At 60.3% G+C, this 26,940-nt stretch carries 19 protein-coding genes; 14 read left to right on the top strand and 5 right to left on the bottom strand.

Translation table 11 applies throughout. The features are described 5' to 3' along the window. Positions 1-2: 2 nt before the first annotated feature. From F4Y38_01730 to F4Y38_01665, 14 genes are all read left to right on the top strand, one after another. Positions 3-515, top strand: coding sequence for a DUF402 domain-containing protein (locus F4Y38_01730; GenBank protein ID MXY47998.1), 513 nt, complete (start codon positions 3-5; stop codon positions 513-515). A 117-nt stretch (positions 516-632) separates the two neighbouring features. After that, complete coding sequence (locus F4Y38_01725) at positions 633-1,598, top strand: PhoH family protein (GenBank protein ID MXY47997.1); 966 nt, start codon at positions 633-635, stop codon at positions 1,596-1,598. 18 nt (positions 1,599-1,616) lie between these two features. Beyond that, positions 1,617-2,195: an rRNA maturation RNase YbeY gene (ybeY, locus tag F4Y38_01720; GenBank protein ID MXY47996.1), complete on the top strand. Its 579-nt coding sequence runs from the start codon at positions 1,617-1,619 to the stop codon at positions 2,193-2,195. Next, entirely contained in the window at positions 2,188-3,510 is a 1,323-nt protein-coding gene (locus tag F4Y38_01715) for an HlyC/CorC family transporter (GenBank protein ID MXY47995.1), read from the top strand. Before ybeY ends, F4Y38_01715 begins: the two co-directional genes overlap by 8 nt. Continuing rightward, positions 3,503-5,035 (top strand): sulfatase-like hydrolase/transferase, encoded by a 1,533-nt coding sequence (locus F4Y38_01710; GenBank protein ID MXY47994.1) that lies wholly within the window; start codon positions 3,503-3,505, stop codon positions 5,033-5,035. Before F4Y38_01715 ends, F4Y38_01710 begins: the two co-directional genes overlap by 8 nt. A 135-nt stretch (positions 5,036-5,170) precedes the next feature. After that, positions 5,171-6,226: a 6-bladed beta-propeller gene (locus F4Y38_01705; GenBank protein MXY47993.1), complete on the top strand. Its 1,056-nt coding sequence runs from the start codon at positions 5,171-5,173 to the stop codon at positions 6,224-6,226. Between the two features lie 144 nt (positions 6,227-6,370). Next, entirely contained in the window at positions 6,371-7,606 is a 1,236-nt protein-coding gene (locus tag F4Y38_01700) for an efflux RND transporter periplasmic adaptor subunit (protein MXY47992.1), read from the top strand. A gap of 22 nt (positions 7,607-7,628) precedes the next feature. Further along, positions 7,629-8,657: a 6-bladed beta-propeller gene (locus F4Y38_01695; protein MXY47991.1), complete on the top strand. Its 1,029-nt coding sequence runs from the start codon at positions 7,629-7,631 to the stop codon at positions 8,655-8,657. Positions 8,658-8,748: 91 nt separating this feature from the next. Next, positions 8,749-9,741 carry a 6-bladed beta-propeller gene (locus F4Y38_01690; GenBank protein MXY47990.1) on the top strand — a complete coding sequence of 331 codons (993 nt, stop codon included), beginning with the start codon at positions 8,749-8,751 and terminating at the stop codon, positions 9,739-9,741. 121 nt (positions 9,742-9,862) lie between these two features. Continuing rightward, positions 9,863-10,843 carry a hypothetical protein gene (locus F4Y38_01685; GenBank protein ID MXY47989.1) on the top strand — a complete coding sequence of 327 codons (981 nt, stop codon included), beginning with the start codon at positions 9,863-9,865 and terminating at the stop codon, positions 10,841-10,843. Between the two features lie 39 nt (positions 10,844-10,882). Then, positions 10,883-11,884 (top strand): 6-bladed beta-propeller, encoded by a 1,002-nt coding sequence (locus tag F4Y38_01680; GenBank protein MXY47988.1) that lies wholly within the window; start codon positions 10,883-10,885, stop codon positions 11,882-11,884. A gap of 44 nt (positions 11,885-11,928) precedes the next feature. Further along, positions 11,929-12,912, top strand: coding sequence for a 6-bladed beta-propeller (locus tag F4Y38_01675; protein ID MXY47987.1), 984 nt, complete (start codon positions 11,929-11,931; stop codon positions 12,910-12,912). 18 nt (positions 12,913-12,930) lie between these two features. Continuing rightward, complete coding sequence (locus F4Y38_01670; GenBank protein MXY47986.1) at positions 12,931-16,047, top strand: efflux RND transporter permease subunit; 3,117 nt, start codon at positions 12,931-12,933, stop codon at positions 16,045-16,047. 20 nt (positions 16,048-16,067) lie between these two features. Beyond that, entirely contained in the window at positions 16,068-19,121 is a 3,054-nt protein-coding gene (locus F4Y38_01665; GenBank protein MXY47985.1) for an efflux RND transporter permease subunit, read from the top strand. A 52-nt stretch (positions 19,122-19,173) separates the two neighbouring features. Here F4Y38_01665 and F4Y38_01660 read toward each other — a convergent pair whose 3' ends face one another. The 5 genes from F4Y38_01660 to F4Y38_01640 all read right to left on the bottom strand — a co-directional run bounded on the left by F4Y38_01660 (position 19,174) and on the right by F4Y38_01640 (position 26,869). Further along, the gene (locus F4Y38_01660; protein ID MXY47984.1) at positions 19,174-20,346 is read right to left on the bottom strand and encodes an ATP-binding protein; all 1,173 of its coding nucleotides are present in this window, start codon (positions 20,344-20,346) and stop codon (positions 19,174-19,176) included. A gap of 104 nt (positions 20,347-20,450) precedes the next feature. Continuing rightward, positions 20,451-22,853: a GWxTD domain-containing protein gene (locus F4Y38_01655; protein ID MXY47983.1), complete on the bottom strand. Its 2,403-nt coding sequence runs from the start codon at positions 22,851-22,853 to the stop codon at positions 20,451-20,453. Between the two features lie 38 nt (positions 22,854-22,891). After that, entirely contained in the window at positions 22,892-25,486 is a 2,595-nt protein-coding gene (locus F4Y38_01650) for a tetratricopeptide repeat protein (protein MXY47982.1), read from the bottom strand. Between the two features lie 116 nt (positions 25,487-25,602). Further along, on the bottom strand, positions 25,603-26,127 hold the full coding sequence (locus F4Y38_01645; GenBank protein ID MXY47981.1) for a hypothetical protein: 525 nt from the start codon (positions 26,125-26,127) through the stop codon (positions 25,603-25,605). Between the two features lie 112 nt (positions 26,128-26,239). After that, a complete protein-coding gene (locus F4Y38_01640) occupies positions 26,240-26,869 on the bottom strand; it encodes a hypothetical protein (GenBank protein MXY47980.1) in 630 nt (209 codons plus the stop codon). Positions 26,870-26,940: the final 71 nt, after the last annotated feature.

The raw sequence follows: 26,940 nt of genomic DNA, 5'->3' as shown, positions 1-26,940 counted from the left end.
CCATGGCCGCCACCATTACGGAAATCAAGCATAACCCGGGCAAGCCCGACCAGTCCTTCCAGTGCGGCCTGCTGCACCGCGGCGGCAGCCGCATGGTCATCTCCTACCGGTCCGACCGGCCGTACAGCCAGGGTGACATCCGGATCCCCGCAGGCACGCTGACATTGGCGTACTACGAGGAGGGGCTTCCGTACATCCTCTGGAAGATGATTGGACCCGGCGGCCGCCTCGTCGGGCATTACGTGCACCTGTGCGACGGCGTGCGGATCGGACTGGACCGCGTGGAATACGACGACCAGTTGCTGGACCTTTGGTTCTACCCGGACGGCGGCTGTCGGGTGCTGGACGAGGATGAACTGCAACAGGCCAGCGACGACGGGCTCATCGACGGGCAGACGGCGGATCGCATCAGAACTTCCGCCGCGGAAGTCCGGCGCGGCATACACCGGATCATGGAGGACTTCGACGCATTGCTCGACCGCCTCGGCATCGAATCGCATTCGGAATACGCTTGACACGAACCGGCTTTAACGTTAGATTTTACTTACGGAAAACGTGGCGAAAGCGCGGCCTGACCGGACAATCGGAACAGGCCGGCGAATCGCACCGTACAAGCATCGACCTTCCAATATATGCCATCATTGAAAAACACGGTTACGCAACGCCTGTCGGCCAAGGGCATCGATCCCCTCGCGCTCTACGGCCAGTTTGACTCCAGGCTGCGCGCCATCGAAAGCGAATTCGACGCCAAAATCACCGCCCGGGGCGAAGAGGTCGTGATCACGGGCAAGGCGGAAGAGGTAAGGCAGATCACCCGTGTGCTGCGCGAGATGATCAAGTCCGTCCAGCAGGGCCGCACGAAGGAAGTGGACGACATCATCCGGGCGACACGCACCGGGACGAAAAGCGACGAAGGCCAGGGATCGGGGTACGGCGAGTCCATCGACGTGCTCTCCCGGCGGGAACGGATCCAGGCACGGAGTCCCAATCAGCAGAATTACGTGGACCAGGTCCGCAAGTGCGATATCGTCTTCTCCATCGGCCCCGCGGGCACGGGGAAGACCTACCTGGCCGTCGCCATGGCCATCTCGGCCCTCCGCCACGGGGAAGTCGACCGGATCGTGCTGGCGCGGCCGGCCGTTGAAGCGGGTGAGAGTCTCGGCTTTCTGCCCGGCGACCCGCGGGAAAAAGTGGACCCGTACCTGAAGCCGCTCTACGACGCGCTGCACGACATGATCCCGAACCACAAGGCCGGGCGGCTCATCGAAGACGGGACCATAGAAATCATCGCCATGGCGTACATGCGCGGCCGTACGCTGAACAACGCCTTCGTCATACTCGACGAAGCCCAGAACACGACGACCGCGCAGATGAAGATGTTCCTGACCCGCCTGGGCGCGAACTCCAAGGCGATCATCACGGGGGACATCACCCAGATCGACTTGCCCGAGGAAAAGGTTTCCGGACTGGTGCACGTGCAGGAAGTGCTCGCGGACATCCGCGGGATCTCCTTCGTGTACCTGACGGAGACGGACGTGGTCAGGCACCGGCTCGTCCAGGACATCATCAAGGCCTATGAACGCCATGAAAACCCGTAATTCCACCCGCGACGACACTTGAATATCGAGATCGAGACCGTCCTGCCCGCGCCGGACATCCCGCGCGAGGCGATGTGGACCGCAGTCTGCCGGGTACTCTGGGGCGAAGGCCGGGATCGTGCGGCCGTGACCGTGATACTGGTCGATGACCCCTATATCCGGAAGTTGAATCACAAGTACCGCCATCTGGATCGCGCGACGGACGTGCTGTCGTTCGGAATGGACGACGATCCCGGATCCGAAGGAGAAACCCTGGGCGACGTGTACGTATCCGTCGACCGGGCCCGGGACCAGGCCGCCCGTCATCACGTGTCCCTGGACGACGAGTTGCACCGGCTCGTGGTCCATGGGTGCCTGCACCTGCTGGGATATGACCACCACACCGCTTCGCAGCGCAAAGTGATGCGGGAAAAGGAACAGGTCTATTCCGCGGATGCGGCTGCCCGGGCCGACCAAGCCGTACTGGCCGACCAGGCCACTCAGGCCGTACTGGCCAACCAGGCCACTCAGGCCGTACTGGCCGACCAGGCCACTCAGGCCGGCCAGGCTGACCGCGGGATTCCGGAAGGTCAAGTAGGAGAAAAACGTTGTGGATGACGACATTCCCCTATTGGTCGAATGGCTTGTCCTCATTGGGTGCACCCTCTACGCCATGCTCCTGACCGGAGCGGAATCCGCGTTTTCCAGCCTGCCTAAAAACACGCTCCAGGAACTCAAGGCCGCCCACGAGGGCGGACAGTCCAGCCGCGTTACCCGGTGGCTGGACAACCAGGAACGCCTTTTCACCACCCTGCTGATCGGGAAGATCATCACCACGGCCGGCGTCGTGGTCTCCGTGGTGGCGCTGTTCCTGACCCCGCCGCTCACCGACTGGTTCGGCTCGACACTGACGCTGACCCTTTCCGGGCTGTGCGCCATCGGGCTCCTGCTGGTGCTCATCGAATGGCTGCCGAGACTGCTCGTGTCGCACTATTCCGACCCGACCGTCCGCGTCTCCGCCGTACTCGTGCTCATCAGCTACTGGCTGTTCTGGCCGCTGATCACGCCGCTGCTGCTCGTCAACCTGCGCATGGCGCGCGGGGGGCTCTTCAGCAGCGGTCGCAATCCTTACTGGCTCGACGACGAACTTCACCGGGTGCTCGAACTGGAAGAAACCCACGAACTGAAACCCGACGACAAGGAGATGATCAGCAGCATCATCGAAATGCACGACACCAACGTGCGCGAGGTGATGGTCCCGAGAGTGGACATGGTGTGCGCCGAACGATCAAGGCCCATACCCGACCTGCTGGAGCTCATCCGCGAGATGGGACACTCCCGGATTCCGATCTACGGCGATTCCGTCGACGATATCGTGGGCGTGGTCTACGCCAAGGACCTGCTCCAGCTGAGCGAAGACCCGGATGAGGAGAAGGACCTGGACGCCCTGCTTCGCCCGCCCTATGTCGTCCCGGAGACCAAGAAAGCCGCCGAGTTGCTGAAAGAGTTCCAGCAGGACAAGATCCACCTGGCCATCGTCGTGGACGAACACGGGACCACCGCGGGCCTGGTGACCCTGGAGGACCTGCTCGAAGAGATCGTCGGCGAGATACAGGACGAGTACGACGACGAGGACCCCATGTACGAGGCGACGCCCGACGGCTCGTACATCGTCCACGCCCGGCTCAATATCGATACGCTGAACGATATCCTGGACCTCGATATTACGCCGGACGGGTTCGAAACCGTTGGCGGCCTCATCTTCAATGAGCTCGGCCGGGTGCCCGAACCCGGAGAGGAAGTGCCGTTCCGGAACGCCCGGATCGTGGTGCGCGAAGTCGAAGGGCAACGCATCATCAAGGCGGAGGTGACCCGGCTGCATCCCCGGTCCGAAGAGGACGGCGACGGCGCGATGGAGGACCGCGTTGCCTAGCCCACCTGGACCGCCTAGCCCACCTGGTCCGCCTGGCCCGGACCGCCCCAACATCATCCTCATCATGACGGACCAGCAGCGTATCGATACGATCCGCGGCTGGGACCAGCCCCACATGATCACCCCGGCCCACGACCGGCTGGCCGCCGAGGGGGTTTCCTTCCGGCAGGCCTACTGTCCGGGCGCCACCTGCGTGGCCTCGCGGGCCGCCGTCTTCACCGGCATGTACCCCCATAACACGGGCGTCTACAGTTTCCAGCCCTGGGGACGCCACCGCAACTGGGTGCAGGACCTGGCGGAAAGCGGCTACTGGTGCGCCAGCATCGGCAAGATGCACTTCATGCCCCGGGACATCCCCGGCGGGTTCCACGAGCGGGTCGTCGTCGAGAACCCGACCGGGATGAGCCTGGCCGGCGGCGGCGCGGACGACGACTGGGGCCGCTACATGACCTTTCACGGCGTGGAGCGGCCCAACGACCGCCACCTGACGGACCCCGACTGGTGGACCAGACTGCAGGGCGTGCAGTGGCACGAGGAGGAGCGCTTCCACAGCGACGTCTTCATCGGAAACTCGGCGCTCAACTGGATCCGCAGCCACCGCGGCGAAAAGCCCTTCTTCCTCGAAATCGGATTTACGGGTCCCCATGAACCCTGGGATCCCCTCCCCCGTCACCTGGGCCTGTACGAAGATGTCGAGATACCCATGCCGGTAACCCGGGAGAACGAACTGGCGGAAAAGCCGCCCCAGCAGGAAGCGCTGAAGAAGATGTTCTCCACGGCCGGCCACGAATCCGGCATCAACATGTACCTGGCCAACGACGAACGCATCGACCGCATGCGCCGGCACTACTACGCCAAGGTGACCACGGTGGACGAGAAGATGGGAGAGATCCTGGACGCCCTGGAGGAAAGGGGCTACCTGGACAACACCCTGGTCATCTTCTGCTCGGACCACGGCGAGAACCTGGGCGACCACGCCCTGGCCTACAAGTGGCTGATGTACGACACCATCACCCACATCCCCCTCATCATCCGCTACCCGGACCGCCGGCGAAGGGGCGACCACGTTAGCGACCTGGTCTCCCTCATGGACCTGGGTCCCACCATCCTCGAGGCGGCCGGCGTGCCGGTCCCCACCTACCTGGAAGGGCGGTCCTTACTGCCCTATGCCGACCCGGACTCCTCCGTCACGCCGCGTGACTACGTCTTCTGCGAGGACAACTACCAGATCATGATGCGGAGCCCGGCCCACAAGATGGTTTACTACATCGGCCAGGAGGAGGGCGAGCTGTACGACCTGGAGACCGATCCCGCAGAGCTATGGAACCGGTGGGACGACGATGCGTATACCGGGATCAAGGCGAAGATGAAGGAAGACCTGCTGGAATGGCTGGCGGCCAGCAACTACTGGCACGCGGGATACAAGCGGGACCGCTCCGCGCACTACAACGTGCGGTGGCCCACCGGGGACAACGTCAACTTGCAGGGGCCGGCCGCGGAAGACGCGGAGAAGCCGGGGTTGTAGTCCGGCATCCTGGCTAACACACACCCGTTCTCATCAATTCGTAACGCGAGATCATGCGCTTTAAGTAGGGTGATACCCTATTGATGGCGGTGATTCTTTGTATTTTGTTGTCTGATACCTTAGGCTTGGCATCATATGAACGGATCATTCCGGGTGACCCCTATGTATTCTGTATTGATGATGTTCGCCGTCTCGACCGTGTTTCCGGTGTGGTTGACGGGTTGCGCGGAGGCCAGAACGCTCGTTTTCGAGGACGTTTTCCAGGAAGAGTCACAAATAGTGCTGGATTCGCGCGACGAGTTTCTCATTGGACCACTCCCCCGAATCGCCACGGTAACCGCAGGTGGAGACATCATCATACTGGATATCACGCCCCGTGCGGGGATCTACGACAGATCCGGGGCGGGCAAGGGCATGATCGGCGGACCGGGCGATGGCCCGGGAGAGTACCGCAATCCGGTCTCGATAGCCTCCCACAACGGGAATCTGTACCTGTACGACAGCATGATGTCCCGTATATCCTGCTATGACGGATCATACCGCTTCGTCAGTTCCATTCCGGTATCGGAGCTCCTGGATGAAATCGATTACTCCGAAGAGGGCCGGCTGTACGGTTACTGGTCCACCCATCCCTCTGAACTGGTGTGCGAACTGGACGATCAGGGCCAGCTTTTGCGAAGGTTTGCGCCTCAGTCAGAAAACCACAATGAAGCGGCCAGATCAGCGGGCGGGGGCGTGGTGATATCGGGGGGATTCCTCTACACCATATCGCCTTACGAGTACACCCTTTCGAAGTATTCGCTGGATGGCGTCCTAGTCGACTCGATTCAAGGCCGGTCGGCGCACTATGTCCCACCGCCGGAGCAATTCGACGTACGTATCCTGAACGACATTCCCCGTCTTGACGAGTACCATGACCAATGGAGCCATATCCTTCAGATCCTGCGGATCGGCGACAGGGGCCTGGCCGTGGTGTTCGCAGCACCCGGTTATTCAGGCGCGTACCTTGCCCTCTACGATTCAGACCTCAACCCGATCGCGGAAGATATCCAATTGCCGGATTACAAAATGGCGCCCGGTGCGCTGTTCTCCCGCGGCGATCGGCTCTACATGCTGCTGGAACCGTCGGATGACCAGGCGAATCCATCGGTGGCCGTCTACACCCTGAGACGGTCTCTCGACGATTTATAGGCCCGTTCTCAACCACTTGCCTGGTTGAAGCACGGTGCTTTGCGGCTTGACAGAAATATTTGAAAACGGTAACGATTTGATGGTTCCCGATTTGTTAATGGACCGACCCTGTTTTGATGGTCCGATCCTCAAGGACGAATACCTGTGAAAATACGAGTAACAACCTTCGCTATCTTAGTTGCGGTCGTCGTTACCTTCACAGCCTTCCTGAGTGCGTGCACGGCAGATCCCGGGGAGGAAGCCGCCGAGGGGGTTGCCGAAGGGGCTGCCGAAGAAAATGCATCCGAAAACACCGTGCAGCCCTTCCCGGTCGAAGCCGTGGTGGTAAGCCCCCGCACACTGACCCGTTCGATCGTCGCATCAGGCCGCCTCATAGCCCACCGGCGTACCGAGTTGAGCACCGGCGTCTCGGGCATGGCATTGAAAGTCCTGGTGCGCGAGGGCGATCGCGTCAAGGAAGGCGACCTGCTGCTGCGCCTGGACGAAGCGCCGTTCAAACTGAGTGTCGAGAAAGCGGAAGCGGATCTGCTGGACAAGCGGATCGACTATGCCGTGTACGTCATGGACACTACCGCCGTCCTGAATTCGGACACAACCTGGGTGATACGTGAACGCGATGCACTGGCAAAGGCTCGTCAGGCCTTCGAGCTTGGCGAAATCGATGCCGGGGAACTGAAGTCGGCGCAAAGGAACCTGGATGCCGCGGAATTGCTCAGTGGATCACGACGGCTGGATCTCATTGCGCAGAACACGGGACTCATCCTGGCCGAAGTAGAACATGCCCGCGTGTGGTGGGAACTCGAGCAGACCTCCGTCCATGCTCCGTTTTCGGGCATCATCGCAGAAAGACTGGTAGAGGAAGGACAGCAGGTCGGCTCGGGAGAGACCTGTTTCGAACTGATCGACATCTCCAGGGTACGCGTCAGAGCTGCCGTGCTCGAAAGTGACCTGGGCGCCGTCGGTGTCGGACACGGAATACGCATCAGCGTCACCACGTGGCCCGGCGAGTTCTTCGAAGGCAGGATCTCCCGCATACACCCCACCGTCGACGAAGAGAGCGGAACGGCCATCGTCGAAGCGGAACTGGCCAACCCGGGCGGGCGGCTCAAACCCGGCATGTTCGCCGAGGTGCTCATCGAGGGCACTTCATACGAAAACCGGATCGCCGTACCGGACGAAGCCATCGTCAGCCGCGACGAACGCACGCTTGTGTTTGTCGTTCAAGGCGGAAGGGCCCAATGGTCCTACGTCACCCTGGGGCAGGAAGGCGACGCCTGGAGAGAGGTGACCTCCGGGGTCAGCGAGGGCGACACGGTGGCCGTCACCGGCAACATCACGCTGGCCCACGACGTACCGGTCCGGGTACGGCTGAGGGAATGAGGCGCCTGGCTAATGCACGTGTATTTCTGCAGAAAGTGTATTCCTGAAGAAAGGTGATTTCAATCTGAAAAGGCTAATCTCCGTCGTATCAACATTTGTTTTCACGGCTGCTTTAGGTACAGCAGATGCCCAGCCATTCGCGATCGAGAAAGTAAGAGCAATCCCGCTTCAGCTTGGAGATGAGTTTGTCGGACTAATCTCAGATCTGTTTCTGGACACGGACGGACGGTTCTACCTGACGGACTGGCAGCAGCATACCGTCTGGATATGTGACTCAAAGGGCAAGCTGGTCCGACGTGTCGGGCGGGAGGGAGCCGGTCCCGGCGAGTTGCAGCATCCCACCGGAACCGCTGTATTTGAAGACAAGGTTATCGTGCTGGATACCGGCAATGGCCGGGTAATGATATTCAAGAAGGATGGGACCTATTCAAACGACTTCAGGTTGGACTTCCAAATGACTTCGGGGATCCTGGTTAGCAAGGATGGCCGGATCGCGGTTAATTCTCTCTGGGAGCCAACGCTTTTCACGGTTTACGATATGGATGGCGGGATCATTGGCAGCCGAGGTGAAAGAGTGCCGGACCAGGCTGTTGGTTATGCCATTGGTGATCAGCATTTAAGTCAGACACCGGAAGGTCATATCCTGTACTCCACGGTCAAGGAATACCCTGTGTTAAGAATGAAGTGGGACGGTACCGTTCTCGCGACCTACGAGGCCGATTCCCCTGGTTACGGAAAGCTTACCTATCCGTCCGGTGCCTTGTTTCTAAACCACAGGGAGATCATGAAAACCTGGACGCCCATACTACGTGCCCTCATTGTCTCTGATTGCGTACTCGCGCAGCGGAAGAAGGAAGATTGGGAGAAAGGTCCACCGAAATACTACGGCGATCTGTTCACCATGGACGGCGAACCGATACAGTTGGCCTTGGAACTGGCCCTTCAGTTCTACGCGGTGGATGGCGATCTCCTCTTTGGCATCGACTCCACGCCCATGGATGAGGGGGAGGACAATCCGCATATCGTGGTGTACCGGCTGGGTGAACTGTAGTTGGGTGAATTCGTGCTGTTAAGTTTCCGATACCGCCCGATAGGGAAACCGTTGTAGTCAATCGCTCCGAACCAAATAGGGAGATCAATGTATGAAGTTGGTTGCTGCTGTCCTTGTGACCGGGTTGGCTCTGATACCCGTTTCGGACGTTTCCGCCCAGACCTTCTCCTTCGAGAAAACCAGCGACATTCCCCTGGATCTGGGTGATGAGATTGCCGGACAAATCGGAGATCTAATTCAGGACACCGCCGGTCGGTTCTACTTGACCGACTTTCAGCAGAATACGGTCTGGATGTGTGATACCAAAGGCAGATTGATCCGGCGTTTGGGCCGGGAAGGAGCCGGTCCGGGTGAACTGAACTTGCCGAGTGGAACAACTGTATACGAAGACAAAGTCATCGTGCTCGACAAAGGTAACAGTCGGGTAGTGGTTTTCACGATGGATGGCACGTATGTAGACGACTTCCGAATTGACTACTTTATGGCAACTGGGATTCTGGCGAGTAAAGACGGCCGCATAGCGGTAAATTCTCTCTGGGAGCCAACACTTTTCACGGTTTATGATATGGATGGAAGTGTTGTAGGAAGTAGAGGTGAAAGAGTACCGGATCAGTCGGTTTTTACAATGATGGGGGATCAGCATTTCAACCAGACATCGGCCGGTCACATTCTGTACTCCACGGTTAAGGAATACCCCGTACTCAGAATGAAGTGGGATGGTACCGTACTCGCGGAATATGAGGCCGATTCCCCTGGATACGGAAAACTCGTATTTCCGTCCGGCGTTCAGTTCCCAAAGATCAGCGACATCTTGAAGACCTGGACACCGATTCTGCGTCCGTTGGCCATTGGTGATCACGTTCTGGTACAACGCAAAAAGGTGGATTTGGAAAGTGGCATAGAGTACTTCGGCGATCTGTTCACCATGGATGGCGCACCGGTACAGTTGGCCATGGAACTGCCTTATCAGTTTTACGCGGTGGATGACGATCTCCTTTATGGCATCGACACGACGCCCTTGGATGAAGGAGCGGACAATCCGTATATCGTGGTGTACCGGCTGACGGAAGTAAACGGCCGATGACCCACCTCGAATTGGCTTGCTGTTGCATTCCACTCGGAGACTCCTGGCCGCCAGTTCTCCAACCATAAACTTAAGCGGGAAACCGTACCCAATCAGTCAGCACGAATAGGAAGGTAATGCAGTGAGACACATCGCAGCCTTCGCCATCGCATACCTTTTACTTGCTTCGGCAGGTCCATCCATTGGACAGACCTACACCGTTGAAAAGGTGCGTGAAATCCCACTGCTTCTGGATGATGACATTGTCGGCGGTGTTTCGGACATGGTCATGGATGCCGATGGCCGGTTTTTTCTTTCAGACTACGGGCAACATACGATCTGGGTAGCTGAGTCGTCGGGTGTTATCTCCCAACGTTTGGGTCGAGGAGGAACCGGACCTGGAGAGTTGGTGGAACCAAGAAGTGTGGCCGTTTTCGAGGATAAGGTTGTCGTCCTCGATACGGGCGACAACCGCGTGAAGATCTTCACACAGGACGGAACGTACCTGTCGGACTTTCGCATCGCCCCTGTACTGCCACCCAGCGGACTGTTGGTCGGCGGCGGTGGGATGATCGCTGTGAGTTACGCAACGGACAAACCACATTTTACGGTTTTTGACATGGCCGGTACGATTGTACGTGAAATCGGCACGCCCGATACCGGCGTCGGTGGCCTGCTGATCATGCCCATTCGAATGAACTTTCACCATGTGTCGCAAGCTGCTGACGGCCTCATCCTCAATTCTACGGTCAAGAGATACGAGGTGTTTCGCCTCGATTGGGACGGTTCGATACTCGATACATACAGTGCGGACCCTTACGGATATAGTCCGTTTCCTGACGCACCTCCTCAAAAGCTGGTTACCTTTACTCCGCTGTTCCGGCCCCTGTATGTCAGCGGTCATGTTCTCGTCCAAAGACAGGGGAAAGACACAAGCGGTGTATACGGACTTTTCGGAGATATCTTCACCGATGACGGAACCATCGTGCAGACCGGGATCGAACTGCCAATGGTGTTTTTCTACTCCGATGGCGACAAGTGTTATGGGATCGATACCGCGCCCGTAGAAGAAGGGGAGGACAACCCGAATATCGTGGTCTACCGTTTAGTCGGGGGTGAGTGATATTTACAAGAATAACCAGCATCGAAACACCAATGAGGCATGCCAATGAAAAGTATAGTACTTACATTGCTTTTCAGCCTGGTCACGGCTTTTTGTATTGATGTTTCCGCACAAGGATTCACAATCGTAAAGGAATCGGAGATTCCGCTTGATCTGGGTGATGAAATCGTCGGAGAAATCGCTGATCTGACCCGGGACGCAGAGGGTAATTTCTACCTGCCCGACTGGCAACAGCATACGGTCTGGGTGGTGGCCCCTCAGGGCAGGTTGATTCGGAAAATCGGGCAGGCGGGAAGGGGACCGGGCGAACTGACCAATCCCCGCAGTGTGGCGTTGCACGACGGTAAGGTTTTCGTGCTCGACAACGACAACGACAGAATCTCCGCTTTTTCCATTTCTGGACAGCATCTCTCCAGCCATCGAATCGATGTGTACCTATCGACAGGTATGTTGATAAACGACGATGGCCACATCGCTGTTTCTTCTGTGCTGGCTCCGTCATTTTTCACGGTTTACGACACCGATGGCGCGAAGCTTTACGATGGCGGCAGCCGTGAGGCGGAGGCCAGGCCCGTCGGGGTCATCGGCGGATCCTATCAGTTGTTCCAACATGTATCCGGCACACCGAATGGAGACGTGCTGTATTCGCCGGTGAAACGTTACGTAGTGTCGAGACTGCATTGGGATGGCACGGTGCTGGCAACCTATTCGGCGGAACCTCCCGGTTACGTTCCATTTTCTGTTACCCCTGATCTAGGTGGATTCAGTATGAGCATCTACTGGTCTTGGATAGGACGGCCATTGCAATTTGGGGACCACGTATTAGTTCAAAGAAGCCTTCCCGTAGAGGGGGGTGAATCAAGAATACGCGGCGATCTGTTTGTTCAGGACGGCAACGTGTTACAACTCGGAATCGAAATACCCTTCACTTTCGTCTATGCCGAAGAACGAACCCTGTACGGCATCGATACAGCACCTGTTGAAGAAGGTGAACCCAATCCGCATATCGTGGTCTACCGATTGAGCGGCGGGTCAGAATAGCTGTGATTGATCCATGCGATCGAGTCATCTGGAGGAGCTTCTTTATGAGATACGTATTACTACTCCTGGCAGCAATGCTTCTTCAACAATGGACCACCCCGGCTGCGGCCCAGAACTACACTATCGAAAAAGTGCGAGAGATCCCTATCGATCTGGGGAATGAATTCGTTGGTCAAATCTCCGATCTCGCCCGGGACGGAGTAGGGAACTTCTACCTGCCAGACTGGCAGCAGCATACGGTCTGGGTAACGGATCCGAGCGGGAAGATGATCCGTCGTATCGGCCAGGAGGGATCCGGACCGGGGGAGATGTCGAAACCTCAGAATGTTACGGTATTCGACGACCGCATCGTGGTATTCGACAAGGAAAACTTCCGTGTGTCAACATTCAACCTGGACGGAGTCCACCAGGCTTCGTTCCGAATCGACAGGCCCGGACCGGATAACATCATTTGCGGAAGTGAAGAACGCTGCGCCGTGAGTTCCCTCATGGGCGAATCGCTGCTTACAGTGTACGACTCGAAAGGCAACAAGAGTCACGATATGGGCAGCCGGCCCTGGCCGCCGGATCCGCCCATTCCGGTCCGGATGGGAGGCTCGTTCCTGCACATGTCGCTCACCCCGGAAGGCCGCATTCTATACTCATCCGTCAAGACCTACCAGGTGTACGATATGGAATGGGATGGCAGTATCGTCGCGACGTATGCAGCCGAACCGCCAGGATACTATCCCATGGTGATTACGAGTAGGGAGACTGCGTCGGAAGAGTTGAATAGATCGACCCGTATGTTTCGACCTCTGGTCGTCGGTGATTTCGTGCTCGTACAGCGGGACAGAAACGGTCCGGACAATACCCGCGTCCGGCATATCGACCTGTTCGGAAGAGACGGAACGCTCATCCAGATGGATATCGAGTCAACCCTTCATTTTGACCACGCCGACGGCGATGATCTGTACGCCATCGACACGTCCCCCGTGGAAGAAGGGGAACTCAATCCCAGTATCGTGGTCTACCAGTTGAGAAACTGAGCCGGAACGGGACCGATCATGAATCTTCCCCAGATCGCCGTTCGTCGGCCGGTAGCCACGTGCTGCCTTACGTGCGCCGCCGTTCTCATCGGGATCATCGCGCTTACCCGCCTGCCCGTCAACCTGCTGCCGCCCCTCGAGATACCGACCGTCACGGTATGGACGACGTGGACCGATACGCCGCCGGAGATCGTGGCCCGCGAGATTACCGAACCGATCGAGTCCGCGTTGCGGAATCTGCCCGGTGCGATGCAGGTCCGTTCCATTTCCCGCGAGGGCGAATCGCTCGTAACCGTCGAGCTCGACTGGGGCGCCGACCTTCAGTCCACGCTGCTCACCGCCCGGGAACGCCTCGACACGCAACGGTTCCTCCTTCCGGCCGAAAGCGATCGTCCGGTCCTGCTGGATACCGACCCTGACCGGGCGCCCATGATGGGACTGGTGCTCGAGTCCGGAACGCGGAATGACGACGGTGCCACTTCTTCCCTGCAAAGACTGGCCGAACAGGTCCTCCGGCCGAGACTCGAACAGCTGCCTGAAGTGGCCCGCGCGAGCATCGTCGGCGGTGCCAGGCCCGAAGTACAGATCAATATCGACCCTGCGCGCCTGGCCGCGTTCGGGCTGTCTCTCGACTTGGTCCAGGACGTGCTGAACGCTTCCAATCGCGACCTGCCCGCCGGTCTGATGCGCCGGGGCAACTATCGTTACACGCTGCGTATCGACGGCGCATTCCGATCCCTTGACGACATGCGCGCCACGGTTCTGGCGACCCGGCCGGACGGCGCGCTGATACGGGTCCGGGACGTGGCGACGGTGCGCATGGGCGAACAGGACCGGCGCGGCGCCGTGCTCTTCGACGGAACGCCCGCCATCGGCGTCCTGGTGCAGAAGACGGCCGACGCCAACCTGCTTGCGGCCAGTGAAGCCGTCAATGCCCTGGTACGACAGTACAACGTCGAGTTCCCCGATGTATCGCTGACGGTCGCCTTCGACCAGGCCACCTTCGTACGCGGTTCCATACGCAATGCGCTGACCGCGCTGGCCGGGGGCGGCGTCCTCGCGCTGATCGTCCTGCTGGCCTGGTTCCGCAGTTTCCGGTACGCCATACCCGTGGCGCTGACCATGCCGGTGGCCGTCATCGCCGCCTTCGCCGTGTTCGACGCGACGGGCGTAGGGCTGAATATCATGTCGATCGGCGGTCTGGCCCTCGGCATCGGCATGCTGGTGGACAACGCCATCATCTCGGTCGAGAACATCGTGCGGCACCGGGAGACCGATCCCGACGTCCAGTCGGCCGCGGGCAACGGCGCGGCCGAAGTGGCACTGCCCATGGCCGCCTCCACACTGACCACCGTCGCCGTGTTTCTGCCCATGGCCCTGACGCCCGGGGTCGCCGGGCAGCTTTTCAGAGACCAGGCCCTTGCGGTCACCGCGTCGCTCATCCTCTCCTGGACGGCCGCGTTGACGCTGTTGCCCGCGCTCGTCGCCCGGTGGAGCCGGCGGGCGACAGCACGCAGAGCACGGCAGCCCGCCAGCCTATACGGTACCTATCGCCGCGCCGTGGATGCCGCCATCAATCATCCGGTCCGGGGACTGATCCTGCTGCTGGGCTTTGCCCTTATCGCCGGATTCATCGGACGCAACCTGCCGCGATCCTTCTACCCGGAGGTGGATCAAGGCGTGTTCTGGATGGACCTTTCGCTCGTGTCCGGGACGTCGCTGGAAACCACGGTGGAGCGCGCGCGGACCCTTTCCGCCCTGGCGCTTACCATCCCCGGCGTGCGCCATACGTTGACGACGGCCGGAGCGGCCGGAGCGGCCTTCGTGCCCGGAACGGCGCCTGGCGCCACCAGACTCGAAACGGCCCGCGTGCAGGTTTTCCTGGATGAAGAGCAGCCGGACACACCCGCCGTCATGGCCGCCTTACGCTACAGCATCCCTCCCGGCATGCAAAGCCAGGTTGACCTGAAGCCGCCGGTCTCGGCACTGTCCTCGATCCTCGGCGGGCGCCAGCCCGACCTGTCGATACGTCTGCACATGGATAAACGAACCGCCGACCCTGTCGACTCGGACCAGCGGCGCATGTCGGAAACCGCGGAATTCATCCGGTCGCTTCTGTTCGAATCCATGCTCCCGCTCGCCGACATCACGCTGCGGGGCGTCGATCTCCGGCCTTCCTACCGGATCGACATAGACGCACGCCTGGCCGCGCGCCTGGACGTGAAGCCCGAAGGAATCGCCGAAACCCTGCGCACCTACCTGGGCGGCCGGACGGCCACACACCTGGACCGCACCGATGAACGCATACCGATCGTCCTGCACGGCAGAAGCCAGGACGACACGGACATCCGCGACTTGCTGGATTTAGCCGTGGATACACTGAATGGACCGATCCCCCTTCGTGTGCTGGCCACGATCGAACCCGTCGAAGTCGCGGGAGAAATCCTGCGCATGGACCAGGCGCCCATGGTCATCGTCGATGTGGATATTGCCAGTGACGACCTCGTCGGTGTGGCGGACCGGGTCAGAGACCTGATGGCGCAGGAAGGGCTGGCCGACAACCGGTTCAACGGGCACTACGTGGAATTCACCGGCACGCACCAGACACTCAGGACCGCCTACCGTTCCCTGCTGGTCTCGCTGCTCTTCTCCATCGTGGTCGTCCTGCTCATACTCGCCGCCCAGTTCGAGTCGCTGCGCCTTCCCTGGATCATCATCGCGGTGATTCCCCTCGCGCTGGCCGGGTCGGTCTACGTGCTGACGCTGCTTGGAGAAAGCCTGAACATCATCACGTGGATCGGCGCCATCGTCCTCGTGGGCATCGTCGTGAACGACGCCATCCTCAAGGTCGATTTCATCGTCCGGGCCGAACGAGACGGCCTGTCCCGAAGGGATGCGATCCACGAGGCGGGCAGGCGGCGGCTCAGGCCGATCCTGATGACCACCGTCACCACCATATGCGGCGTGCTTCCGCTGGCCCTGGGCTTCGGGACCGGGGGAGAACTCGGCATGCCCCTGGCCCGCACGCTGATCGGCGGCCTCATCCTCGGTTCGGGGCTGACGCTATTCGTCGTTCCGATCCTGTACAGCCTGTTCGCCAGGCCGTCGACCTCCGGGACTGCCGAGTCCCGGTAATCGCTACGCGCAATCGAATCATGGAAAGATTCCTCACATCCGCGATCCATCGACCCATCGCCGTGACCGCCGTGGCCCTCGTCGTACTGGCCCTCGGGACGACAGCCGTCCTGCGCCTGCCGCTGTCGCTCGAGCCCGATAAGGATTATCCGGGGTTGAACATTGCGGTCGCCTGGCCGGGGGCTTCTTCGGAAGCCGTCGTCAAGCACGTGACGGCTTTGATCGAATCGGAAATCTCCTCCGTGCCGGGCATCATCGAAATACGATCGGAAACTAAGGAAGGTATGGCAGGTATTTACGCGACTTTCGATCATACCCTGTCGATCGCATCGGCCCGGGCCCTGCTCAGGGACCGGCTCGCATCCCTGCGAGAGGAGTTGCCGGACGGCGTCGAGCCCCGCATATCGGAAAGAACCCCTCAGATGTTCCGTGATCTCGAAGGGTTCATGAGCTATCGTCTGTCCGGACCAATGACCGACTTCGCGTTGCGCGCGCTGGCCATCGAGGAAATCCTGCCGGTCCTATCCTCCCTCGACGGCGTTCGGAACGTCGAAGTCATCGGGGGGCGGGAAGAAGAACTGGTCCTTCGGCTCGATGCCGACCGACTGCACAGTTCCGGCCTTACCCCGTCGCAGGTGCAAATCGCGATCAACGACACCTTCAAGTCTCATGCCGCCGGGGCTGTACACGGTAAGTCCACTTTGATCCCGCTGTACACGAAACCCATGTCGACGGTGATGGAAGATCTTCCCGAGCTGCCCGTCGCGACGGGCCGCGACGAGCTTATCCGCCTCGGCGACCTCGTGGATTCGCGCATGGGACTGACGAAACCGCGCAGCATTTCACGTTTGAACGGCCAGTCCGCCATTTCCATTGAAATCGACCAGCAGCCGGGCACCAACATGCTGGATGTCGCGGATCGCGTACGAACGCGCATGGATGAGCTGGCGCGGGGTCTGCCGGCGGGCGTCCTGGCGAACCTGGTCACCGACCGGAGCGAAGACGTCCGGCAGGCGCTGGACGACCTTTTCGTGCGCGTCGCCATTGCCCTGGTCGCTATCATCGCCCTCCTCCTGGTCTTTATCCGTCAGATTCGGGCTTCGATCGTCCTCTTCAGTTCCATCGGACTCTCCATGCTCGCCGCCATGATCTGCTTCGAGGCCATGGGGCTGGGGCTCGATCTGCTCACCATCTCCGGCCTTGCACTGGCCTTCGGCATACTTGTGGACAACGCGGTGGTGATCTACGAGAACATCCGCCGGTGCCGCGAGGAAGGCGATAAACCGGACGCGGCGACCGTTCGCGGTACATCGGAGATGCTGATCCCCGTTGCAGCGACTACGATGACCACGATCGCCGCCCTGGTTCCGATCGTCTACCTTTCGGACGAGTTCAGACGGGACTTCGCTCCTTTTGCGCTCGGCCTCGGCCTGACCCTCGCCGCGTCCATCGTGGTCGCGGGTATCTGGGTTCCGGTCGTTACGCACCGGCTGGACAGGAAGGTATCCTCGGAGCACCGACCGGCGTATGTGATGCGTTTCGTGGGCTGGTATGGACGCGCCGTATCGCGCATGGTCCGCTGGCGGTGGTCCGTGGCGCTCTCGACTTTCGGTATCTTCGGGATCAGCGTCTTTCTGTTCACGACCGACGTGTGGAAAGGTCCGAGTTTCGGTTGGTTTGCCGATGAAACACGTATCAGCGTCCAAATCGGCGGACACCCGGGCATGGAGACGTCCACGATCGATTCGGTGGCGCTGGCCTTCGAACGCTATGCGGTGGAAGCCGGTGGGAAGAACGTGGAAGTGGTGACCCGGATCGACGGAACCAACGCCAGCATGCTGACCAGGTTTTCGGAGGAGTCCGCCTTGACGGCACTGCCTCTTGAAATGCTGGGCCGGATGATGAACCTGGTGACTCACTTCGGTGGATTGTCCATAGGCGTTTCTGGTATGGGAACCGGTTTCTCTACCGGAAGGGGAGGGGCTATCCCATTCAACCTGAAGATGGTCGGTTACAACTACGACGACTTGCGAGACCACGCAGAGCGCGTTGCGCGGCAACTGGAACGGAACCGGCGCGTGCGAAAGGTCGAAACCACCAACAGTACTATGTGGAGTTTCGGTGGAGGTCCCTATTACGAACTGCAATTCAACCCCGCGCAACGTACGCTCGCGAGGGCCGGCGTCAATCTGGGCGATTTGGACGAATTGCTACGGCTTTACGCAGACCGGGAAGGCCACGACGGCGAACTGCATCTCGACGGACGCCGGATTCCGTTCCGCGTGGTCGTCGACCGGTCCGCCTCGGCGTCCGACTTAGGCCGCCTTCCGATACGGAACACCGACGTCACCCTTGACATGGGAGACGCCGGATACCTGGCGTTCAACCGGGTCCCCACGGCCATCATGCGCAGTGACCAGCAGTATGAGAGGTGGATATCTTACGAGTTCGTGGGCGCCGGGCGACTGGCAGGAAGGTTTCAAGAGGCCTTTCTGAACGCCGTCGAGTTGCCTCCGGGCTACCGGATCGAAAGTAGATCGTGGGGAGGATTCGACTGGGGAGAGGAGCGTGACCTGTACCTGGCCGTCTGCCTGGCTTTCGTGCTGGTCCTTCTGGTGACTTCCGCTTTGTTCGAGTCCTTCCGCCGCGCCGCGGTCGCCCTGCTGACCGTACCCATGGGACTCACCGGCATCTTCCTGGTATTCTGGATCTTCGAACTCTCATTCGACCGGGGGGCTTTCCTGGGGACCATTTTCATGGTCGGGATCGTGGTCAACAACGCGATCCTGCTGGTGGACCGCATGGCCCGGCTGCAACGGGAGGGCATGCTCCTCGACGAGGCAGTCATTACAGCAGCCCGGCAGCGCGTCCGTCCCATCCTGATTACTTCCCTCACCACGCTGGTGGGACTGACCCCCCTGCTCTTCGCCGGGCATCCCTCGACGCGAGACCTCTGGATCAGTCTTTCCTACACCGGTCTGAGCGGGCTCACGCTGTCCACGCTGCTGGTGCTGTTCGTCACACCGGCGCTCTACCGCCTGATCGCGCCTGGAGACCGTGGGAAGCAAGCGTGACGTCGCGACTCATCCTTATCATCGGCCATGCACACCGGCTGGCTGACAGCCGTTATGAACCCGAAGAATCCTCGGTTGCAGGTGCGGAGAGCCCGGGGGTTTTAATGTGTGAAAGGGACGTTACGGTAATGTCCTTGCCGATTGCATAGGTCTTACAACCGGGATAGACGACGTACAGATGATCCAGGGCCAGATCCTCCAGCGCAACACGCATGGAACGCGTCACGCGCGGCGCGTCCTGACGTTTGCACTCCACGCCGATCCTTCGGCCGTCCCTGACCAGGTAAAGGTCCAGTTCGGCGCCGTTATGGGTCGCCCAGAAACAGGCCTCTTCGGGCTCAAAGGCAGACAGAACCTCCTCGACGACGTACCCTTCCCACGATGCCCCCGACTTTGGATGGGACAGCAGGTCCCTTTCCGACCGAATGCCCAAAAGCGCATGAAGCAGACCGCTGTCCCGGACGAATATCCTCGGCGACCTGACCTGCCTCTTCTTCAGGTTGGCGAACCATGGATTCAGCCGCCTGACCATGAGCAGTCCTTCAAGCACGTCGAGATAGCGGCGGGTCGTGGTTTCGGCGACACCAAGTGACCTGGCCGATTCGGCCGCGTTCCATATCTGGCCGTGATAATGGGCCAGCATGGTCCAGAACCTGAACAGCGTGGCGGCCGGCAGACGCAGGCCGAGTTGCGGCACGTCCCTTTCGACCACCGTTTGCATGAATTCCCTGCGCCAAACGGCGCTATCCACCTCGGTCGCGGCGAGGTACGACCTCGGAAATCCCCCGCGCAGCCAGTGCTTCCGCTGGTGGACGATTTCTACCTCGGATAAGCTGAATCCCCGCATCATGATGCGTTCCACGCGCCCGGCCAGCGATTCCGACGCGTGACGCATCAAGTCCGAAGAAGCGCTGCCCAGGATCAGGAACCGCGCTGGCGATGGCGTACGGTCGACCAGTACGCGCAGAATTGGGAACAACTCCTGCCGACGCTGTATCTCGTCGATGACCACGAGGCCCTCGAGCGGACCGAGCGCCGTCATAGGCTCATCCAGCCTCGCCAGACTGGCCGGGTCTTCGAGGTCGAAGTAGTTCAGGTCGTCATATGGCACCAGTTGCCGGGCCAAGGTCGTTTTTCCGCACTGCCGAGGTCCCAGAAGCAGGGCGATGGGACTACGCGAGAGGGCTGTCGTGATAGACGTCAAGATGGCGGGTCGGGGAACCATACGATGAAAATACCATGATAATCGAGTATGTCAAGGTGGATTTTCATGCATAACGGCTGACAGGCTACCGCGGAGGACGCGGATAAGCCGGGGTTGTAGCCCCTTCAGCCCTGGACCTGGACCACGATGAAATCGACCATCTTCGTGTCCTGCTGTCCGGAATGGAGATCCGTGACGGTCAGCGTCACGGTATAGGTCCCGGGATCCAGGTCCGCCGTTTCGATCGAGGTGTACTTGAAATCGTCCGGCGACGTGCCGCTGTCTTCGAAGGTCACGTAGGCCGTCTGATCGTCGGACCGTTGGCCGACCATGCGCCCCAGGGCGGTGAGGAATTTGAGGACGACATTGCGCCTGGGTTCCCTGGCGGCTATCTCCAGCTCCGTGCGAAAGCCCGTCCGGCCTTCGGCGTCCCGCTCCAGGTTGTAGATCTCATAATAGATGAACACCGGCGTCGTACTGGAATAGAGGCGTGCGGGGTGGGGCGTGATGAACAGGCCGTTGCGGACGAGCAGTCCCTCCGCGTCGGTGGGTACGATGGATGCGGCGAGCTTTACATCACTCAGCAACATCCGGTCCGCGCTGTAATCCGAGATCTGGAGCGGCGCGGTAAAGACCCCGTACTTCTGAGAAAGGGAATCCCGCAGAGAAACCGCGGACCGGTACGCCCCGGGCTGCGCACTGAACCGGAACGCGCCCGTACTGAGCTGCAGATTGTCCTGTTCCGACACGGGGCGGCGAAGCGGTCCCATTTTGAAGGGCATCGCTTGCACGTAGTTGAAGTCCATGTCCTGCAAGGCGATTCGGCCGGACAGCCAGGTCCTCTCTCCGAGTCCGTCCTCCACGTTGCCCAGTTGGGCCGCGGGAAGGCTGTAGGCCACTTCCACGTCGGCCCAGTCGCCGGCGCCCTTGAAGGAGGCCAGCTGGGAAACGAACGAGAGCGGCTCGCCGCCGTAGTCGTGCCGGTGGGCTTCGGGTACTTGCCGGATGAGTTCTTCGGCCTGTTTCCTCGGCGTGTTCAGGAAGCTGTACGCAAGCCGGTCCGTCGCGCCGAAGTTGGTCGACTGGCCGGGAAGATCGATCACTTCGAGCGGGTAGTCGAACACCTTCGAATTCCGCTGATCCGTAAAGAAGATCTCCAGGCCGAAGGGGACGTAGACCCAGCTTTCCGTCGGGAACGCCACCGACTTCGTCTCGCGCCCGGCCCGTGCGCTGAATATGCCGAAGTCCTGGACCGGCGCCCCGGTGCTGACCTGCATATCCAATCGCTGTCGGCTGGTTTCGCGGATCATGTCCACGGCCCGCATCCCGGTCGGGAAAATCGCGTTGACCACGTCCTCACCGGACTTGAGGATGAACTGCTGACGGTCGTCGGGATGACCGTACCGGACATAGATCTCGCCGCGGCGGTCCCACGGGTCCTTGCCCACTGAAAAATGCAGCCTGGAGAAGATCACCCGACGGTAGTGTTCCACCAGCCGTTCGTTGATCCGTGTCGTGGGATCGGGGTCACGGGCCGCCCAGTAGGTACGCCAAGCCTCTTCCCTTTCCTGTTCCGTCGCTTCGAGAAAGGCATCGGCTTCCTTTGAGGAGGCTACGATGGAGAGATCCTTGTACAGGGCGACTCTACCGGGGTCGAACTCGGACAGGACCGCGATGTACCGCCTCATGGACCGGTACGCTCGCACGTGCTGGTCCAGGGCATGGTACCGGTAGGCTTCGAGTTGTGCCGCCAGTCCTTCGACCAGGGGATTGACGGCCTTATACTGGGCCGCGGCGACCTGCTGCAACTGCGCGTACCCTTTCTGGTACTCCCGTAACTCGATGGCGCAGGCGGCCAGGCGATGGACGGCCTCATCGTGCGCCGGATTCACGGATGCCTGCCTGACATACCAGTCCATCGCGGATTCCGGGTCGTCCCGGATCTCCTCGATGACGTATCCCAGTTGAAAAAAGGCATCGTGATGGCTCGGATTCAACGCGATGGCACGCCGGTAGGACGCATCCTGGATCCTGTATTCCCGTTCGGCCGTACCGGGCCGGAACAGCGCCATCCGGATCTTACCGTACGTGCGGCCGCGGTAGTAGTATATGTCCGCCATGCCCGGCGCCAGTTTCTCGGCCTCGTCCAGGAACTCCCGCGCATCCTTCTTCTTGTCTTTGAGAATGTAGACCCGCGCGAGTTGTATGAGGATTTCAGGGGACGCGCTGTCGATCTCAAGCGCTTCCTCTGCGGCGCGCTCGGCCTCGTCATACTTTTCCTGCCGGTCCAGCGCGCGGCTCAGCCACAGGTGGACCGTGGACGATCCGGGTTGCTCCTGGAGCAGGCTTCTCAGCGTGGACTCCGCTCCCTGGAATTCGCCCAGGTCGTACTGTGCCCTGGCCTGGTCCAGGAGGGACTCGGCCTCCTGGGCGGCGAGGAACCTCGCTTCCTTGGCGGCGGCGGGCGGCAGCCAGGTGAATGGCATCAGCAGGACAAGCAGCGCGGTGATTTTGCTCAGGTTGGACATATTGCGCCGTCCTTCAGCGCGCGGATGTAAGCGGGAAGCTATTCCGGGTCCGCCTTGAATTCCGCGACCCGGTCATTGGTCACGACGAAGACTTTCTGCCGCGTGGCGGTTTGTCCGGAATGCAGATCCGTGACGCGAACCGTCATCTCGTAGGCGCCGGTGGGTGTGGCGCCCGTATCGATGGAAGTGTAACTGTACTCGTCCGAGCGGTTGCCTTCGTTCTCGAATACCATGAGCACGGACTGTTCGTTGTCCGTACGCCGTACCAGCCGGTCAATCCCCTTCAGAATACGCCAGAAGAGATTCTGCGGCCGGTCCTTGTTCTTCACTTCCAGTTCCACCCGGTAAGCGGTTCGACCGGACTCAGGCAGGGCGAGGTTGTAGATCTCGTAATAGAAGTGCACGGGGTCGGTGCGCTGGTACATGCGCGCCGGATTGGGTACGATTTCAAGTCCGTTGCGCACGAAGGGGCCGTGGATTGAATCGGCCGGTGCGATGGATACCGCCAGCTTGATATCGCTCAACACCAGCGCGTCGCCGGCGTAATCGGGAACGGCATACGCCTGTTCGTATATGCCGATACGCCGGGTGGTCTCGTCCTGGACTTCTATGGCGGCATGGTAACTGCCGGGCGGTGCTTCCATCTCCATCATACCGGTATGAAGTTCGATGCCCGGGTCGTTCCCGGTCGCCGGTACGAGCGGCCGGTCGATGGGTCCGATACGCCTGGAAGTCTGGGCTACGCGGTTGTAATCGTCGTCATGAAACACCATGTGGCCGTCAAACCACGTGCGCAATCCCTGCCCGTCCTTCACCGTTGCCAGTTGTTCGGCAGGGATCATGTAGGCGGCTTCCACTTCGGCCCTGCCGTCCCGACCCTTGTAGGACACGATGTCGTACATGAACCGCAGCGGTCCGCCGCCGTAGTCGAACTCGTAGGACTCCGGAGTCTTCTCCATCAGCGAGGCCGCGATGCGCCTGGGATTATACTTGTCCTGGACGATGGCCTCGGTAATGTTCGTCTCGTGCACCTGCAGCGGATAGTCGAACTTGCCGACCCCGACCTGGTCGACGAAGAACAACTCCAGGTCGTGCTCCAGGTATACCCAGCTTTCGGCGAGAAAGCCCAGTGATTGTGCCCTGGTGGATATGGCCGAAAAGGTGGCTGTGTTGGCGACTTCCTTTCCCCCTCTAACCGCGGACGAAACGATATTTGAGTAGTCGTCCTGCTGCGCTTCCAGTTCGTGCAGGTAGTCCCCCGCATCAGGATCGCTGGTGCCGCGCGTTGCCGGGTCGCTCCACGTCGTGCCGGAGTTATCGATCTTCAGGCGGTACCGCAATATGAAATTACGCTCGCGGATCGCATCGATACGGGCGTCTCCGGTCGGCTGGTAGTTCTTCATGGCGTTCTCGCCGGTCTGCATGATGAAATGCTGCAAATCGTCCGGTTCGCCGTACCGAATATAGATCCCGCCGCGGCGATCCCATGGCTGCTGGCCACTGGAGAAATGCTCCCGCGCGTGCATGACCCGCCGGTAGTGTTCCACGAGCCGCTCGTTCACGGCGGTGGCCGGCTTCGGATCGCGGGCCGCCCAGAACCTGCGTCTGAATTCCGCTTTCGCTTCCTGCGTTTCCAGCGCCTGGTACTGCCGGAATTCTTCTTCCGACGTCACGTGGGCCAGATCCATGTAGTGCGCGCGTTCCTCCGGCGCCGCGTCGACCAGGAATTCGCCGTAGGCCCGGTCCGCTTCGGCGTATCGGCTCTGTGACTGCAGCGACGTGGCCTTAAGCTTGTTGATCAAAGTATGCACGTAGTCCGGCACGGCGTCCCCGTGGACTTCGACCACCTGCGTCAGGAGATTGATGCCTTCCTGGAACTGCTTGAGCATGTAACTGCATCGCTCCAGGTGGTGGAGCGCATCCCGATGATCCGGTTTTACCATCAGTTGCCGGTAGAAGAGGGCCAGCGCCCTCTTGTAATCGCGAGAGGGGTTTTCGTAGGACAGCCCCAACCGGTAGTAGGCGTCCGGGTGCAGGGGATTCGCCGCCGCCGCCCGGCCGAAGGATCTCCGGGCCTGCATCACGTAGAGCGGCGCCGCGGGATCTCTCTTGCTCTGCGCCATGTACGAGATGCCCAGGTAGTAGTGCACTTCGGAGTGTTCCGGATCGTAACGGAGGGCCTGCTTGAGGCTCTTGCGCGCGTCGACCATGCGGTTCTTCATGCGCATGTACGTCCGGCCCAGTGCGAGGTGCGCATCCGGGTTCTTCCGGTCGTGCCGTACGGCGATGCGCAGTTGTTTCGCCGCTTCCCGGTCTTCCCCGAGCTCATAGTGACTGACGCCCAGCCAGTACCGGGCTTCCCCGGACCTGGACTTGAGGCGGACCGCCTCCTCGAAGACCGTTTTCGCTTCCTCGAATTTCCGCTGATCGTAGAGGGATATGCCTTCCGCCAGCAGGGCATCCAGCGTAGCGGCCGGCATGGCCGGCATGGCTGGCATGGCTGGCATGGCTGGTCCGGGTTCGGGCTGCATGTTCGATGCCGCAGCGTCCGCGATGGGACTCATCAGGCAGCAGGACAGCAGGAATCCGGCAATTTTACGACACAGGAGCGGTCGTGGAGACAGGGCGGACATAGGACTATCGGGTGGGATCGAATGGGTTGGATGACAAGCCGTTCCCGGTCGCACGGGATTCGGAAGGCCTGTCCAGAACCTGATTGAATATCCCGGCTGGAGGGCCCGATGTCAAGTTAAATCCGGGGATGAGACGCGGGGCGGGCGACGGCCTGGACGACCCGCAGCATGCGCGCATACGGCGAGTCATGTCCTTCCGCAAGCAGGACCCGCACGTTGAACACGCGCCCCCGTTGCGGATCGTCCAGGCACAGGCGAATCCTCGCACCGATTCTCTGGCAAAGTACGGCGGGCAGCAGTTCCGCGGATGGATTCAGATCGACGGCCAGGTTAAGCCCCGCTTCCGACAACCGGTCGACGATCCCGAAGGAAGGCAGGCCGAACCACCATCGGGCGCTCCGGTCCAACGGCACCACGGTGATGCGCGCATCCGACGGGTCGCAATACTCGACGGATCGCGGTTCGCCGACCACGAAAACGACCTTCGCGTCCAGACACGCAACCAGTTCGGGGATGATTTCGACCGCTTTTCGGGCTTCTTCGGTACTCGCCGGGAGGCAGATCAATAGCCGGACCGGCCGGTTGCGGATGTCGGACAGGTTGAACGCCGCGTTACGGTATCGGCCCCACCAGGTATGCAAGCCGTAAATCCAGCGGTCTTTGCGGGACATCCCTGCCATAGGTGGTTACCCGGGTTGACGCGAGTTCTGCTGACGTGATTCCGTCCGGCGCGACCGCAGTCTGGTTCCGGCGCTATTCCTGCTCCTCGCCCTTCTTGCGGATGTCGTAATTCCCATGCATCTGACGGACCATGTCGTTGCTCAGGTTCACAATGGCACTTTCGACCGATGCGGCATATTCTCTCTGGCCTCTGCTGAAGAACCCGATTCTCTCAGAAGCGATGCCGATGCCCGATGCCATGACGGACGCGTACTGGATCATCTCCGTGTCATAGAACATCAGTTCGACCGTGATCGCCGTGTTTCCCCGGGCGTCGTCCTGGAACGGACCTTCTTCCTTGTTCAGCGTTACCATGGCCGCGGTCACCCTGGGAATCATGACGAGATCGAGTGCGCTTTCCTCGATCACTTCGCCCGTGGGTTGCGCATCCAGTATCGTTACCCGCGAGAAAACACGGTTCGCTGATTTCGTGATGATCGATTCGAGGGATTCACCGATTTCAAAGATGTATTTGTCGAGATCTGACCTGTCATCGATGACGAACTGGCTGACTTCCACGGGAATGTACACTCCGACGCGCAAATCCACGGGTCTGGCGATATTGGCCGAAGGGCCAATGTTGGGATTCAGACTGATGCTGTGGGTACATCCCGCCACAAGGACGGCCGCCGTCAGTACAGCCGCTGTTTTCAGTACATGCATATGCTGTTCCTCCCTGGTACGTCCATCCGCTTCGGGTCAGTCTGCGCCGCCGGCAAACGCCTTGAAAGCGT

This window comes from Gemmatimonadota bacterium (assembly GCA_009838645.1).
Classification (GTDB): Bacteria; JAAXHH01; JAAXHH01; order JAAXHH01; family JAAXHH01; genus JAAXHH01.
The sequence above is the reverse complement of the archived record's forward strand: the minus strand, read 5'-3'. Positions and strand labels throughout refer to the sequence as shown.

Coding starts and splice junctions, on each gene's coding strand:
- F4Y38_01730 (MXY47998.1), top strand. CDS start 3: ATGGCCGCCACCATTACGGAAATCAAGCATAACCCGGGCAAGCCCGAC.
- F4Y38_01725 (MXY47997.1), top strand. CDS start 633: ATGCCATCATTGAAAAACACGGTTACGCAACGCCTGTCGGCCAAGGGC.
- F4Y38_01705 (MXY47993.1), top strand. CDS start 5,171: ATGAACGGATCATTCCGGGTGACCCCTATGTATTCTGTATTGATGATG.
- F4Y38_01690 (MXY47990.1), top strand. CDS start 8,749: ATGAAGTTGGTTGCTGCTGTCCTTGTGACCGGGTTGGCTCTGATACCC.
- F4Y38_01680 (MXY47988.1), top strand. CDS start 10,883: ATGCCAATGAAAAGTATAGTACTTACATTGCTTTTCAGCCTGGTCACG.
- F4Y38_01675 (MXY47987.1), top strand. CDS start 11,929: ATGAGATACGTATTACTACTCCTGGCAGCAATGCTTCTTCAACAATGG.
- F4Y38_01670 (MXY47986.1), top strand. CDS start 12,931: ATGAATCTTCCCCAGATCGCCGTTCGTCGGCCGGTAGCCACGTGCTGC.
- F4Y38_01665 (MXY47985.1), top strand. CDS start 16,068: ATGGAAAGATTCCTCACATCCGCGATCCATCGACCCATCGCCGTGACC.
- F4Y38_01660 (MXY47984.1), bottom strand. CDS start 20,346: ATGGTTCCCCGACCCGCCATCTTGACGTCTATCACGACAGCCCTCTCG.
- F4Y38_01655 (MXY47983.1), bottom strand. CDS start 22,853: ATGTCCAACCTGAGCAAAATCACCGCGCTGCTTGTCCTGCTGATGCCA.
- F4Y38_01650 (MXY47982.1), bottom strand. CDS start 25,486: ATGTCCGCCCTGTCTCCACGACCGCTCCTGTGTCGTAAAATTGCCGGA.
- F4Y38_01640 (MXY47980.1), bottom strand. CDS start 26,869: ATGCATGTACTGAAAACAGCGGCTGTACTGACGGCGGCCGTCCTTGTG.